This window comes from Streptomyces sp. CNT372 (assembly GCF_000377145.1).
The window spans coordinates 214,326-228,435 of the sequence record NZ_KB897785.1 but is presented as its reverse complement, the minus strand read 5'-3'; the positions used below and the strand labels follow the sequence as shown (position 1 = coordinate 228,435).

At 74.0% G+C, this 14,110-nt stretch carries 15 protein-coding genes and 1 pseudogene; 10 read left to right on the top strand and 6 right to left on the bottom strand.

Annotated features, from left to right (window positions below; translation table 11 throughout):
• Positions 1-17: 17 nt before the first annotated feature.
• Positions 18-560: a hypothetical protein gene (locus tag C593_RS0121270; protein ID WP_018849336.1), complete on the top strand. Its 543-nt coding sequence runs from the start codon at positions 18-20 to the stop codon at positions 558-560.
• A gap of 51 nt (positions 561-611) precedes the next feature.
• Here the strand turns inward: C593_RS0121270 and C593_RS0121265 are convergent, their stop codons facing one another.
• A complete protein-coding gene (locus C593_RS0121265; protein WP_026277918.1) occupies positions 612-2,150 on the bottom strand; it encodes an NHL domain-containing protein in 1,539 nt (512 codons plus the stop codon).
• Between the two features lie 621 nt (positions 2,151-2,771).
• Between C593_RS0121265 and C593_RS33085 the strand changes: the two genes are divergently transcribed.
• The gene (locus C593_RS33085; RefSeq protein WP_018849334.1) at positions 2,772-3,128 is read left to right on the top strand and encodes a hypothetical protein; all 357 of its coding nucleotides are present in this window, start codon (positions 2,772-2,774) and stop codon (positions 3,126-3,128) included.
• A gap of 15 nt (positions 3,129-3,143) precedes the next feature.
• On the opposite strand, the pseudogene C593_RS33885 reads toward C593_RS33085, so the two are convergent.
• A pseudogene (locus C593_RS33885) lies at positions 3,144-3,436 on the bottom strand (IS5/IS1182 family transposase); the annotation flags it as partial.
• Between the two features lie 340 nt (positions 3,437-3,776).
• Between C593_RS33885 and C593_RS0121250 the strand changes: the two are divergent.
• From C593_RS0121250 to C593_RS0121235, 4 genes are all read left to right on the top strand, one after another.
• Positions 3,777-4,631, top strand: a complete 855-nt coding sequence (locus C593_RS0121250; RefSeq protein WP_018849332.1) for an NAD(P)-dependent oxidoreductase — start codon at positions 3,777-3,779, stop codon at positions 4,629-4,631.
• Positions 4,632-4,782: 151 nt separating this feature from the next.
• Complete coding sequence (locus C593_RS0121245) at positions 4,783-6,156, top strand: cryptochrome/photolyase family protein (RefSeq protein WP_018849331.1); 1,374 nt, start codon at positions 4,783-4,785, stop codon at positions 6,154-6,156.
• A 261-nt stretch (positions 6,157-6,417) separates the two neighbouring features.
• Complete coding sequence (locus C593_RS0121240; protein ID WP_018849330.1) at positions 6,418-6,774, top strand: PRC-barrel domain-containing protein; 357 nt, start codon at positions 6,418-6,420, stop codon at positions 6,772-6,774.
• 188 nt (positions 6,775-6,962) lie between these two features.
• On the top strand, positions 6,963-7,601 hold the full coding sequence (locus C593_RS0121235) for a pyridoxamine 5'-phosphate oxidase family protein (RefSeq protein WP_018849329.1): 639 nt from the start codon (positions 6,963-6,965) through the stop codon (positions 7,599-7,601).
• A 56-nt stretch (positions 7,602-7,657) separates the two neighbouring features.
• Here C593_RS0121235 and C593_RS33080 read toward each other — a convergent pair whose 3' ends face one another.
• Entirely contained in the window at positions 7,658-7,879 is a 222-nt protein-coding gene (locus C593_RS33080; protein WP_018849328.1) for a hypothetical protein, read from the bottom strand.
• Between the two features lie 383 nt (positions 7,880-8,262).
• On the opposite strand from C593_RS33080, the gene C593_RS33075 reads away from it, so the two are divergent.
• Positions 8,263-8,802 (top strand): RNA polymerase sigma factor, encoded by a 540-nt coding sequence (locus tag C593_RS33075; RefSeq protein WP_018849327.1) that lies wholly within the window; start codon positions 8,263-8,265, stop codon positions 8,800-8,802.
• A 41-nt stretch (positions 8,803-8,843) separates the two neighbouring features.
• Positions 8,844-9,077, top strand: coding sequence for a hypothetical protein (locus C593_RS0121220; RefSeq protein ID WP_018849326.1), 234 nt, complete (start codon positions 8,844-8,846; stop codon positions 9,075-9,077).
• Positions 9,078-9,111: 34 nt separating this feature from the next.
• Here the strand turns inward: C593_RS0121220 and C593_RS0121215 are convergent, their stop codons facing one another.
• Positions 9,112-10,074, bottom strand: a complete 963-nt coding sequence (locus C593_RS0121215; RefSeq protein ID WP_486591164.1) for an aldo/keto reductase — start codon at positions 10,072-10,074, stop codon at positions 9,112-9,114.
• 235 nt (positions 10,075-10,309) lie between these two features.
• On the opposite strand from C593_RS0121215, the gene C593_RS0121210 reads away from it, so the two are divergent.
• Entirely contained in the window at positions 10,310-11,149 is an 840-nt protein-coding gene (locus C593_RS0121210; RefSeq protein WP_018849324.1) for a methyltransferase domain-containing protein, read from the top strand.
• Between the two features lie 149 nt (positions 11,150-11,298).
• Positions 11,299-11,973 carry an adenosylcobinamide amidohydrolase gene (locus C593_RS0121205; RefSeq protein WP_018849323.1) on the top strand — a complete coding sequence of 225 codons (675 nt, stop codon included), beginning with the start codon at positions 11,299-11,301 and terminating at the stop codon, positions 11,971-11,973.
• 149 nt (positions 11,974-12,122) lie between these two features.
• Here C593_RS0121205 and C593_RS30125 read toward each other — a convergent pair whose 3' ends face one another.
• Positions 12,123-12,329, bottom strand: coding sequence for a hypothetical protein (locus tag C593_RS30125; RefSeq protein ID WP_018849322.1), 207 nt, complete (start codon positions 12,327-12,329; stop codon positions 12,123-12,125).
• An 89-nt stretch (positions 12,330-12,418) separates the two neighbouring features.
• Complete coding sequence (locus C593_RS0121195; protein WP_026277915.1) at positions 12,419-13,780, bottom strand: NAD(P)/FAD-dependent oxidoreductase; 1,362 nt, start codon at positions 13,778-13,780, stop codon at positions 12,419-12,421.
• Between the last annotated feature and the right edge of the window lie 330 nt (positions 13,781-14,110).

The following is a 14,110-nucleotide window of genomic DNA, read 5'->3' as shown; positions in this document are numbered from 1 at the left end:
GACCAGGGGTGACAACAATGGTGTTCGACAATATTCTCGGTTTCGCGCAGAACAGCGCGGGGCTCTTCTCGGTGAAGGCCGACGAAGGCGACGCGCAGCCGGGTGCGGACGTTGACTTCGAGGACGCCGAAGAGGACACATACGACGACAAGAGCAAGAGCCTGTTCATCCATGCGATCCACGGGGCTACCTCACGCTCGAAAGTCGTACAGGAGCAGTCCCCCGAAGCGCGGGTCATCCTGGGCATCCTCGGCTCCTTCATCCAGACCACCCGGGACTCGGCCGGCACGCAGGCCAAGCACGCCCATGCCAGCTCGGTCTCCGACACAGCGTCCGCCGGGATGACAAAGGCGAGTGAGAGGGTGAAGAAGGAGGACGGCCTGCAAAAGAACGAGGACCTCCAGGCCGAGCCGGACAAGGAGGCATACGCCAAGGCCCCCCAGGCTTCGGGAGCACCCAAGGCAGCACAACCCCCCAAGTCGCCCCAGGCGACCGCCGAGACACCGCAGAAGCTGGGGAAGACCGAGCCGACCACCGAGGGGCCCTCAGGTTCCCAGTAGCTCCCAGAGCACGCGGGGCAGGGGCACGACCGCCCCTGCCCTTCTCCTGTGTCATACCGGGAGCAACTGCCACTGCCGGTTCCGGTGGTCGCCCTGCGACCCGTGCTGCCTGATCACCGTGCGGGCGTTGGTGTCGACCTGTAGGAGCAGCCCGCTGTTCCGGTTCGCGATCTCATACACCCGCGGGGCGCCGTTCACCGAGCCCACCGGAATCAGCCTCCAGTGCTGGTGGTGTGCGTCGTTGCCATCGTAGGCGCGCTGTGCGACCAGCGCGCCGGACGCGGTTCCCGCACCGGCGACCTCCAGGACCTTGCCGCTGCGTACGTTCTCGATCCGGTAGAGGATGTCGCCGTTGTCGTGGCCCGCCTCGATGAGCCGCCACTGCTGGTGGTCCCGGGGGACGGCGAGGGTTTGGTGGACCTCGGCCCCGTCCTTGGTGGACTCACGCGCGACCCCCATCCGCAGTTTGCTGCGGACGTTGGCCCAGGAGACGACCGTGCCTGAGTCGGGCAGCCCGACCATCCTCGCCGACCCGACCCTCCGGACCCGGTGGTTGGCCAGATCGGCGATGTAGAGGGTGTCGACACAGTCCACGGCAAGCCCGTACGGGTGTTTCAACGGGGCCGAGGCTGCCGGAACGCCGTCAGCGCCGAAGGTCGCGGCGCCCGTGCCCGCGACCGTGCTGATCTTCTTATCGGCCGTCACCTTTCGAACCCGGTGATTGTTGCAGTCGGCGATGTAGAGGGTGCCCGCGCTGTCCACCACCACCGCCATGGGGGAGTGCAACGGAGCCGTGGTGGCCGGGACTCCGTCGGCGCCGAAGGTCGCGGCGCCGGTACCGGCGACCGTGCTGATTTTCCCGTCGGTCATGGTGACCTTCCGGACCCGGTGGTTGTTCTGGTCGGCAATGTAGAGGTCGCCCGCGCTGTCCACCGCCACCCCGTGCGGGTTTCGCAGCTGGGCCGAGACGGCGAGGCTGCCGTCTCCACCGGGCCCCGCGGCCCCGGTACCCGCGACCGTGCGGATCTTCCGGTCGGTCATGGTGACCTTCCGGACCTGGTGGTTGTTGCAGTCGGCGACGTAGAGGTCGCCTGCGCTGTCCAGCGCCACCCCCGACGGGTAGTTCAGCCGGGCGGCGGTGGCAAGAGTGCCGTCAGGGTCGGTGCCTGCGGCACCCGTGCCGACGACCGTGTTGATCTTCCCGTCAGCCCACGTGATCTTCCGGACCCGGTTGTTGCCGGCATCGGCGATGTAGAGGTCGCCCGCGCTGTCCACCGCCACCGCACGCGGGTATTGCAACTGCGCCGAGACGGCGAGGCTGCCGTCTCCACCGGGCCCCCCGACCCCGGTACCCGCGACCGTACTGATCTTCCCGTCCGTCGTGACCTTCCGGACCCGATGGTTGTAGAGGTCGGCAATGTAGAGGGTGCCGGCGCTGTCCACCACGAGCCCGATCGGACCGTTCAACTGAGCCGAAACAGCACGCTCAATCCCACCCTGGGGCGGTCCCGGGGCCCCGGTCCCGGCGACCGTGCTGATCAGAGGGTCGAATTGCTCGTCATCTGTGGCTGCCGCCTGGGCAGTGCTCATCGTCATCCCCTTCACCGTTGACCATTGCCGACCGTCCACTACGGACGGCTGGAGGTTGACTGCAGGAAGTCACAGGAGCGTTGGGGCGGCGGAGGTCACTTGTGTGATGTTCCGTGCGGGGGCACGTCAGCGAGACACCACAGCGGATCGGCAGTAGCCCCGCCAACGCCCGGACATGGAAGCGCTCGACCGCGGCGGCGGGGCTTGGGATCCGCCCGACGCGCTCTGGGAGCCGGTGGCACCAACAGCTCGCCCCGACACGCCATCACCGAGCGTCAATAAATTCGGGCAGCTCCCTTCCACCCGTCCAAGCCGCGATCTCCCTTGAAGAACACTCCCTGCAGAGGACATGCTGGCAGTCCGGCAGGTCAGGCAAACAGCGTAAGCATCATCCAGGTCGACGACTCCGTCCCAAAGGAGACGTTTAGTGCTGCATCAGCGCACTCGTTCCTTGCCTCCGGCAGGCCCGACGGTCCACCGACTGACCTGAAAGAACTCGCCCACATGGGTTACCCCGTCTCCCACACGCAGCCCTCGCAACGCGGTGCGGCGGACGACGCCGATCGAACATGCACCGGGCGTGGCCGCAGCCGACGCCGGCGGGGACGAAGCCGCTCGGCCGTGACGCAGGCGGCCCGGCTCGTTCTGCGAGGTCGCTTCGTCGTGGAGGTCCTGAGCGACGCGGTCCGGATCGGGCATGCCCAGCGCGCTGCTGACCTGTCCGACGTACCCGGCCAGTTGAACGAACAGCTTCGGGTCGACGACGTCGGTGTTGTTCTGGGTGAAGTGCTGCTGCTCGCCGATGATGACGCCCTTGGCGTTCGGCAGGTGATTGGCGTACGTGGTGCCGGTGCGCGCCGGGCTGGCCCGGTCTTGCCTGGCCTTACCCGGCCTGGCTGCTGCACTGTGCTGCTACCAGCGACGGTCCGCCTCACCACGTACGACACCGTCTGGACGTGTCCTCGTCGAAGCCTGTAGGCCTGTGCCGCCTGTGCCCTCGCGGCCGCGGCGTCTGCGATGGGCCCGCTGGTCCTTCGGCTGTGCTTGATCTGCCGTCTGCGCAGGTAGCGGCGGTTTCGCCGGGAGGAGCACGCCTTGTCGCCGCCGAGCTGTTCGGGCCGGGTGCGTGGATGCCCGCCTCCCGGCCGGGCAACGCGGACGCGTTCGAGGACCGGGATGAGCTGGGGCGCGTCGCCCCACTGGCCCGGTGTGATCAGCAGGGGGCGTCGTCCGCCATCGCCGACGAGGTGGATCTTGGAGGTCAGGCCGCCCCGGGACCGCCCCAGTCCCTCGTCGGGGCAGTGATGCCGGGGCGTCGATCCTTCTTCGGTACACGCGGTGCCTTCTTGCGGGCCCAGGCGGCGTGATGGTGAGCGCGGCACGAGGTCGAGTCCACACTCACCCTTCTGAAACGCACCCTGACCCCCGGCCCGGGGGCGCGCGGGGCGGGCCCGCTCCGGGTCGTGCGCCGGGTGCGTGGACCGGACCGGCGCGCGCGGACGCGCCGTCACGGACGGAGCGTGCTCCGGCGCTAGTGTGACCCGACGTCAGACGGCGCCCGCGCCGCCGCGCGGGCCGCGGCCGACCGTCGGTGCCACCCCGATCCCCGACGGGAGTTGCCTCACCATGACCTCACGCGTGGCCGTCCTCGGAACCGGCATCATGGGCAGCGGTATGGCGCGCAGCCTGCTGCGCGCCGGGTTCGACGTCGTGGTGTGGAACCGGAGCGCGGAGAAGACGGGTCCGCTCGCCGAGGCGGGCGCGCGGGTCGCCGAAACACCCGGGGAAGCCGTCGCGGACGCCGGCACGGTGCTGACCATGCTCTTCGACGCGGACTCCGTCGCCGGGGTCGTCGGCGGCTGCTCCGGCGCCTTCGCCCCGGACGCGGTGTGGCTCCAGTGCACGACGGTCGGCGTGGACGGCGCCCGGCAGCTCGCCGAGCTGGCCTCCCGGCACGGGCTGCGCACCCTGGACGCGCCGGTCCTCGGCACCCGGGAGCCCGCCGAGAAGGGCGAGCTGACGATGCTGGTGTCCGGCCCCGCCGAACTGCGCCCCGCGGTCGACCCCGTGCTGGCGGCCGTCGGCGGCCGGACGCACTGGGCCGGCGAGACCTACGGCGCGGCGAGCCGGCTGAAGCTGGCGGCGAGCGCCTGGGGGGCGACCGCGGTCAGCGGAGTCGCGCAGTCCCTGGCGCTGGCGCGGCGGCTGGGGCTGGAGCCCCGGCAGTTCCTGGACGCGGTCGCGGGCTCGGCGGTGGACGCACCCGCTGTGCGGCTCAAGGGCGCCGCGATGATCGAGGAGGACTGGACCCCGTCGCTCGGAATCGGGAACCTGCTGAAGGACCTCGATCTGGTCAAGGCCGCGATGGAGGGCTCGCACACCGACAGCGCGCTCCTCGACGCGGTGCGCGGACGGTTCGCGGCGGCGGCCGGGCACGGGTACGGGTCGGCCGACACGGCCGCGGTGGTCACCGCGTACTGAACCGGCCGCGCGGCGGCTGCGATGGCGTGCGCCTCACCCCCGGGGGTGAGGCGCGCATCCGGACGGGCCCCGGGAGCCGAATCCGCCGTACACCACCGGACCGGGTGCCGACCCGGGCCCGGTGCCGAACGAGTACCGAGGAGCCCCCGCCATGACCGTCGCGATCGTCCTGTTCACCTCCGACCTGCGGCTGCACGACAACCCCGTGCTGCGGGCGGCTCTGGACGCCGCCGACGAGATCGTGCCCCTGTTCGTGCGCGACAGCGGTGTCGCGGACGCCGGCTTCGCCACCCCGAACCGCACCGCTTTCCTCGCCGACTGCCTCACCGCCCTGGACGAGGGTCTGCGCGAACGCGGCGGGCGGCTGGTCGTCCGCTCCGGGGAGGTGGCCGAGGAGGTGGCGAAGGCGGTCGCCGAGACGGGGGCCGGGGAGGTGCACCTCGCCTCGGGGGTGAGCGGGTACGCGGCCCGCCGGGAGGAGCGGCTGCGCCGGGCGCTGGAGCCGGAGGGCTGCCGGCTGCACGTGCACGAGGCGGTGCTGACCGCCGTGGAGCCGGGCGCGGTCACGCCGTCGGGCGGCGACCACTTCGCCGTGTTCACCCCGTACTTCCGGCGCTGGTCCGGCGAGCGGCTCCGCTCCCCGCTCGGCGCGCCCCGCACGATCCGGGTGCCCGGGGGCGTCGGGTCGGAGGAGCTGCCGCGCCGGGACGCGGTGGAGGGGGTCGCGCCCGGGGTTCCGGCGGGCGGGGAGCCGGCCGGCCGGGAGCTGTTTTTCAGCTGGCGGCGGGACGGGATGGACGACTACGAGGACCGGCACGACGACCTGGCGGGCGACGCCACCTCCCGGCTCTCCCCGTATCTGCACTTCGGTGCGGTCTCCGCGGCGGAGCTGGTGCACCGGGCGCGGGAGCGCGGCGGGGCGGGCGCGGAGGCGTTCGTGCGGCAGGTCTGCTGGCGGGACTTCCACCACCAGGTGCTGGCGGCCCGGCACGCGGCCGCCACCGAGGACTACCGCGACCGGCACGACCGCTGGCGGAGCGAGGACGAGGCCGCCGACGACATCCGGGCCTGGCAGGAGGGCACGACCGGCTATCCGGTGGTGGACGCGGCGATGCGCCAGCTGCTGCACGAGGGCTGGATGCACAACCGGGGCCGGCTGCTGACGGCGAGCTTCCTGACCAAGACGCTGTACGTGGACTGGCGGGTGGGCGCCCGGCACTTCCTGCGCCACCTGGTGGACGGGGACGTGGCGAACAACCAGCTCAACTGGCAGTGGGTGGCCGGGACCGGCACCGACACCCGGCCCAACCGGGTCCTCAACCCGCTCGCGCAGGCCCAGCGATACGACCCGGAGGGCGGCTATGTGCGGCGCTGGGTGCCGGAGCTGGCGGAGGTCCGGGGCCGGGCGGTGCACGAGCCGTGGCGGCTGCCGGCGGAGGAACAATCCGCGCTGGACTACCCGGAGCCCGTGATCGACCTGGCGGACGGGCTGGCCCGCTTCAAGCACGCCCGCGGCAAGGACTGAGCCCGGCGGCGCGGGGCCCCGGCCGTCTGCGGCCGGCCGCACCGGGCAGCCTTGCCGCACCAGGGGCGGCCCCGTCACCGGGGCGCCGCCCCCTGCGCCGCCCCGGGGCCCGGTCTTCGGTCCCCGCCGCCCTGCCGGCACCCGCCCACTGCCGTGACGCGGCACGGAAGCGCCCCACAGCGAGCGTGAACCACCGCATTCCGGGCACGATGGAGATCCACGCCCATGGCCGGGCGGCCAGGTCACGGCAAGGAGAGCACAGTGGTCCAGAGCGCAGACATCCGCGAGTGGCGGAACGAGGAAGTGGTCGACCAGGACGGCAAGAAGATCGGCATCCTGGAGGCCGTCTACGTCGACACCCGCAGCGACGAGCCGACCGTCATCACGGTGGCCGTCGGGCTGCCGGGCCGGCGCAGGCTGGTGTTCGTCCCCCTCGCGGGCGCGACGGCGGGCCCGGGATACCTGCGGGTGGCGTACGGGAAGTCCCTGGTCAAGGACGCGCCCAGCATGGGCACGGACGATGTGCTGCCGGTGGAGAACGAGGAGGGGATCTTCAGCCACTACAGCCTGCCGTACGAGCCGGGCCCGAGCGGCGAGCGGCAGCTCGCCCGCCGCTGAGCGGGACGCGCCGCGGGGTCCGTCCCGGCGCCTGCCGGCCCCGGCGGCGGATCTTCACAACTGTCCGACGGCTTCACCCCCTCCCCCGGCCGCCGGGGCGGCACGATGGTGCCCACCGGTCCCGCCGGGGGGCCCTCTCCCTCCGGGGCCGTTCGCGCCCCCGAGGAACCCGAGGAAGAGGCCCGCCCGTGACGCCCGACAGCAGCTTCGGATCCGCCGGTGAACACCTGCTCCAGGCACACCTGGGCAGCACGGAGCGGGCCGCCGAGTTCTACGGCCGCCAGGTCCAGCCCCAGCTGACCCCCCGGATGAGGGAGTTCGTGCGCCGCCGGACGATGGTGTTCCTGTCCACGGCGGACGGGCGGGGCGAATGCGACGCGAGCTTCCGGGCGGGCCCGCCCGGCTTCGTCGTCGACCTGGACCAGCGCACCCTCACCTACCCCGAGTACCGGGGCAACGGGGTGCTCGCCAGCGCGGGGAACCTCACCGAGAACCCGCATCTGGGGCTGCTGTTCATGGACTTCACCCATGACCACATCGGGCTGCACGTGAACGGGCGGGCCGAACTGCGCGCGGACGAGGAGCAGCGGCGGGCCTTCCCCTTCCTCGCCCCAGACACCGCACCGGGCCGCCGGCCGGAGTTCTGGGTGCACCTCACGGTGCAGGAGGCGTATGTGCACTGCTCGAAGCACATCCCGCACCTGGAGCCCGCGCCGCGCCCCCGGAGCGCACCCGGCGTACGCCCCCGGGACCCGGAGTACTTCGTGGCTCCCCGGCCCTCCGCACCGCCCGCCGCCCTCCCCGAGCAGGCGCGCACGTCTCCGTGACGGGGCTTGACCGCGCCTCCGTGACAGCGACCTGACCGCGCCTCCGCGACGGCGGTTCACCGCGCCGCGCGGTCACCGGCGAGGCGGGCGAGCGGGACGCCGTGCGGCCGGACCTCGTACGCCCGGCGCGGTGCACCGGGTACGGCCCGGCTCCGGGCGCGCCAGGACAGGACCAGGGCGTCGTAGATGGGTGAACCGGCGGTGCCGGACGGGGCCGGGCCGCCCCCCGGCTCCGGCGCGGCGGCGCCGGCCGGCTGGTGGGTCTCTGTGGTGTCCATGCCCGTTCCAACGGCGCAGAGGCACCAGGGGCGCGCGCCCGGCGTACGCCGGTCCGCAAAGTATCCATCGGATAACGAAATGCTTCTTCCCGGGGCATAGTCCACAAGATTCAGACATTTTGTTCCGCAGTCAGGCGCGGCCGGCGGTCGGCGACCGGGGCGGCGGGGCGTGCGGATGCCGTCCGGGAACCGCCGGGGGCCGGGGCTCACACCGGCACGCAGCTGCTGACGACATCACAGGTCAGGCGATCCGGCCCGCCGGAGAACCGGAAACGGGGCCGCCGGATGCGACCCGGCGACCCCTGATCGACCGCCCCGCAACCAGAGATGGGGAAGCCTTGAATCAGCAGGTTATCCGAAGAACCCCCCGGTCAGCCCCGGAGTTGACCATCCAGCACGCCCGCGAAGGGGACGAGCAGGCGTTCGCCCTCCTGTACGGCACCTACCGCCAGCAGGTCCTGGGCTACGTGCGGTCCCGGGTGGGCGACGCCCACCTCGCCGAGGACCTCACGAGCGACACCTTCGTCCGCGCCCTGGGCGCCATCGGCCGCTACACGCCCGGCCGTTCGGACATCGGCGCCTGGTTCTGCGCCATCGCCCGCAATCTGGTCATCGACCACTACCGCTCCTCCCGGGTGCGCCGGGAGGTCCTCGTGGCCGACTGCCGGACGTTCAGCACGGCCACCGCCGACTCGGCCGAGGAGAGCGCCCTCGCCTGTCTGCGCCGGGAGCCGGTGCGCCGTGCCGTGGCGGCACTGCCCGCCCGGCACCGCACGGTGGTCCTGCTCCAGTACTGGGGCGGCTGGCCGAACGACCGCATCGGGCGGGAGCTGGGCGGCTGCTCACCGGGGGCGGTGAAGGCCCTGCGCCGCCGGGCGCTCGCGGGCCTCGGCTCCGCTCTCGGACCGGACGGGCCGGCATGAGGCGGTGGTCCGTGCGGCGGCGGCCGGGGCGGGAGGGGCCGGTGACCCCGGGGCCGGGGACGCCGGTGCTGCCCGTCCCCGTCCCGGGGCTGGCGGCCGGGCGGCCGCTCGCCCCGGACGAGGCCCACCGGGTGCTGCTGCACTGCGCGCTGGACGCGGCGGGGGTGCGGTTGTCCCCCGCCGACCACCAGGCGATCGCGGACATCGCCCGGCTGGACTTCCCGGCCGTGAACAGCGTGATCACCTGGCTGTCGGCGTCGTCGGCGCGCTCCTGAGCGGCCCGCCCGGGGCGGCCCCGGCGGCGGGGGTCTACGGCAGCGGCGTGCCCCGGGCGGCGATCCAGAGCCCGTACCACTCCTCGTGGCTGAGCCCGGGTGCAGCCGTCGCCGCGTCCCGGCAGGCGAGGATGCGCTCGGGCCGCGCACTGCCGATGACGGGGGCGATGCGGGCCGGGTGGCGCTGGAGCCACCACAGCAGGATCGTCTCCGGCGTCGTGCCCTTCGCCTCGGCGAGGCCGGCGACCAGGCGGGCGGTGGCCCGTTCCGCCGGGGTCTCCTCGCGGCCCGTGTAGCGGCCCTGGGCGAGCGCGCCCCACGCCTGGAGCCGCACACCGTTGTCCCGGCAGTACTCGACGGTGCCGAGCGGGAACCCGGTGTCCGTGGACGCCGGGGTGTTGACGAGTACCCCGGCCTCCAGCCAGTCCCGGCGGTGCAGGCTCATCTCCAGCTGGTCGACCGCCAGCGGGAGGTCCAGTCGCGCCTGGAGGGAGGCGATCTGGGCGCCCGACATGTTGGAGACGCCGAACCGGCGCACCAGACCCTGCCGGTGGAGGTCGGTGAGGGCCGCGGCCGTCTCGTCGGGGTCGGCCAGCGGGTCGGGGCGGTGCAGCAGCAGGACGTCGAGGACGTCGGTGCGCAGCCGGGTCAGGCTCTCCTCGACGCGGCGCACGATGCTCGGGCCGCGCAGGTCGTAGAGTCCGGGCCGGTCGCCCTCGGCCAGGCGGATACCGCACTTGGTCTGGAGGGTGACGCGCGACCGCAGCTCGGGGTCGCGGGCCAGCAGCTCGCCGAAGACGGCCTCGGCCTTGCCCATCCGGTAGATGTCGGCGTGGTCGAAGACGGTGACGCCGATCTCCAGGGCGGCCCGCACCGCGGCCTCGGCCCGGTCGATGTCCGCGGGGCCGTACGGCTCGGGGCCCCAGCTGCCGCCGAGCCCCATGCAGCCGTAGAGCAGCCGCTCACCGTTCCTGCCCGCGTCCCCGTCCCCGCTCACACCCGCGTCCCCGCTCACGTTTCCGTCCCCGCCCCGGTCGCCGCCGGTCTCGCCGCTGATCACGGCGCTCACCCTACGCGGAGGCACCGGCGGGACGCGGCGGGGCGGGGGGGCCGCCTCGCGGTGGCAGCCGGGGCGCAGGCTCCTACCCTGGGAGAAAAGGCACAGAAGTTCGTTCGCCTCCTCACGGCTGTCGGGCCGGGTGGCCGCCATGAGGCTCGGGAGGAGAGACGTCATGTCCCCAACGACCGACGCGGTCGAGGCAGACCGTGCCCTCAAGAGCAAGCACCGCGCGATGTGGGCCCTGGGCGACTATCCGGCCGTCGCCGCCGAGCTGATCCCCGAACTGGGCACCCGGCTGGTGGACGCCTGCTCGGTGGGCCCCGGGCAGCGCGTCCTGGACGTCGCGGCCGGGTCGGGGAACGCGGCGATCCCCGCCGCGCTCGCCGGTGCCGAGGTGACCGCCTGCGACCTGACGCCCGAACTCCTGGCGGCGGGACGGCAGTCGGCGGAGCGGGCCGGGGTGTCCGTGGAGTGGCGCGAGGCCGACGCGGAGGACCTGCCGTTCGCCGACGGCGCCTTCGACACGGTGATGTCCTGCGTCGGCGTGATGTTCGCCCCGCACCACGAGACCGCGGCGGCGGAGCTGCTGCGGGTGTGCCGGCCGGGCGGCACCCTCGGGCTGATCGACTGGACGCCGGAGGGCTTCGTCGGGCGCATGTTCACGACGATGCGGCCGTACGCGCCCCCGCCCCCGCCAGGGGCGTCGCCGCCGCCCCTGTGGGGCTCCGAGGACCATGTCCGCAAGCTGCTCGGGACGGGCGTGACGGACATGGGGATGCGCCGGGAGACCGTCCGGGTGGAGGCGTTCCCCTCGCCGGAGTCGTTCCGGGACTACTTCCGGGCGAACTACGGCCCGACGATCGCGGTCTACGGCCGCCTCTCCGGTGACGCCGACCGCACGGCGGCCCTCGACCGCGAGCTGGCGGACCTTGCCCGGCACCACGCCGACCCGTCCGGCTCGGGGGCGATGGAGTGGGAGTACCTGCTGGTCGTCGCCCGCCGCGGCGGCTGAACCGCGCCGCCGCCGAGGACCGGATCGGAGGGCGACGGGGCTCCCCGGAAGGCGGGTTAGGGTACGGCGTGCCCCGGACCCCGCCGCCGTCCCCCGTCCCCCCGGCCCCTCGCGCGCCGCGCGGGGAGCCCGCGCTCCGCGGGGTTCCCGTGCTGACCCGCGAGGAGGACGGCGGTGCCTGGCCGATGCTCCTGTGGGTGCCGCGGGGCCCGCGCCGGATGGTCTCCAGCGCCCTGCTCGGCGGCGGCATCGGGGAACGCGCGTGGGTGCTCAACGCCCAGGTGCCGCCCGGGTACGGCCGCCTGGATCCGGAGGCCCACCTCGCCGGGCTGGCGCGCGGGGCGGGTGCGGCCGGGCCGGGGGTGGGGCTGATGACCGCGGCCGATGTCCGGGCGCGCCGCTGGGCCGCGGACGGCGGGGTGGAGGCGCTGGTGACCGCGGGCATCGGCATCCGCGGCTGGGCCGCCGGGCCCGGCGCGGGAAATGCCGCCGCGCCGGCCCCGGGCACGATCAACATCCTGGTGTCCGTGCCGGTCCCGCTGAGCGACGCGGCGCTGGTCAACGCGGTGGCCACGGCCACGGAGGCGAAGGTCCAGGCCCTGCTGGACGCGGGGGCGGACGCGTCCGGCACCCCGACGGACGCGGTGTGCGTGGCGGCGGCCCTCCCCGTTCCGGGCGCCCCTGCCGAACCCTTCGCCGGACCCCGCTCCCTCTGGGGCGCCCGCCTGGCCCGGGCCGTCCACCGCGCGGTGCTGGCGGCCTGCCGCCCGGCGCTGGCTCATGTCCCCGCCCCGGCCGACCGGGCGGGCACGCCGGCCTCGTGACCGTGCTCGGGCGGGCGCGCCGAGGCCCCTGGCCGGGCCGGGGCTCGTGACGGGCCCGGTACGGGGGCGGGCCGGAACGGCGCGCGGCGCCTGCCGTGCCGGGGCACGGGCAGGCGCCGGGGGGTCCGAGGGCCGGGGCACCGTCGGCGTCAGGCCAGGTCACCCGTCGCGTCGCGGACGGTCTCGCCGACCTCGTCCGCGAGACCGGCGGTCGGGGCGTCCAGCTGGCTGAGGGCCTCCCCGCCGGTCAGGGCGCCGTCCAGGGTGTCGGCCTGGGCGGCCGGCGGCGGGCTGACGGCGGCGATGAACGCGCCGGTGGCGAGGGACATGACGGCGAGCATGCTGCGCTTCTTCATGCCCCGTTCAACTGCCGCCGGTGCCCCGGGGACACGGGTCGTCGGCAGAATGCCCGTTTCCGCAGGTCACACCCTGCGCGCCGGAAGTGTCACAGGCCGGCGCGGAGGGACGCGGTGTGCTCGCGGATCTGCTCGGGCGTCAGATAGGCGTCGGTGTACTCGAACTCCCGCAGGGTGCCCGGGCTGCGCGCGAGGAAGCCGGTCCGCACGAAGTCGTCCCCGGCGACCGCGTTGAGCATCCAGTTGGTGGCGACGCGGATCTTGGCGACGTTGGTGCGCAGGGCGCTCCAGTGGTAGCCACGGGCGACGGCCTGGGCGGGCAGGCCGCGCAGTTCGATGCCGAGGGGCTTGGAGACGGCGTCCTTGCCGCCGAGGTCCACCACGAGCCCGAGGTCCTTGTGCTCGTAGGGCTTCAGGGCGGCGCCGCGCAGGGTGGCGATCACATTGGCGGCCGCGGTGCGGCCCTGGCGCTGGGCGTGCTGGGCGGTGGGCGGGCAGATCGCGCCGTCGCCCTTAACCAAGTCGGGCACGGCGGCCGCGTCGCCGAGGGCGAACACCCCGGCGGCGCCGGGGACGGTGAGGTCGGGCCGGACCAGCAAGCGCCCCTTGACGGTTTCGGAGTCCAGGGTGGCGACGAGCGGGCTGGCGGCCACACCGGCCGTCCAGATCAGGGTGCGGCAGGGCAGGACCCGGCCGTCGGTCAGGGTGACCTTCTCGGGCCCGGCCTCCGCGACGGACACTCCGAGAGAGACCTCGATGCCCCGGCGCCTGAGGATGGCGAGGGCGGCGTCGCCGAGCGTCTCGCCGAGTTCGGGCATCAGCCGGGGGGCGATGTCCACCAGGTGCCACTTGATCTGGCGCGGGTCCAGGCGGGGGTAGCGCTTGACGGCGCCGGCGGTGAGGCGCTGGAGGCAGGCGGCCGTCTCGGTGCCCGCGTAGCCGCCGCCGACCACCACGAACTGGAGCCGGGACTCGCGTTCGTCCTGGTCGTGGCTGGCGTCGGCGAGGTCGAGCTGGGCGATGACGTGGTCGCGGATGTAGGTGGCCTCGGCCAGGGTCTTCATGCCCCGGGCGTGGTCGACGAGCCCCGGGATGTCGAAGGTCCGGGTGACGCTGCCGGGCGCGAGGACCAGGAAGTCGTAGGACCGGGCGTACAGCTCGCCGGTGATCTTGCGGATGACGCACGCCTTGGCCTTGGTGTCGATGCCGACGGCCCCGCCGGGGACGATCCGGGTGCGGTGGCGGCGGCTGCGGCGCAGCGAGAGGGCGACCGACTGGGGGGTGAGGACCCCGGAGGCCACCTGGGGCAGCAGCGGCAGGTAGAGCTGGTACGAGAACGGTGTGACCAGCAGGATCTCCGCCTCCGACGGGGAGAGTTCGCGTTCCAGGCGGCGTACGCACTCGACTCCGGCGAAGCCGGCGCCCACCACAAGAATCGTCGGTCGTGCCACGGTGTCCGTCCCTTCTGCGACGGGTGAGGTCTCTCCGCGCCGGCTGCGGTGTCCCCGTCCGGGCGGGCGGCCGGGTCCCCGGCCCGCGGGGCGGCCCGGATCGTCGGCCGGGCCGCGGGGACGAGCCGTCGGCACGACGATTCTCCGTCAGCGGGCGGCTCGCTGCCTGCTCAGACGATCGGGTGCCCCCGGGTGGGGCGTGGCATGCGCGCGTTTCGCCCGCCGGGCGCCGGGCGGGAAACCCTGGCGGCCCGGACCCCTCCGGTCGTGGACGAGCGGGTGCACGACCCGCCCGCGCTGCCGGCGGCCCGGGCCCGGCGCGCGGCCCGC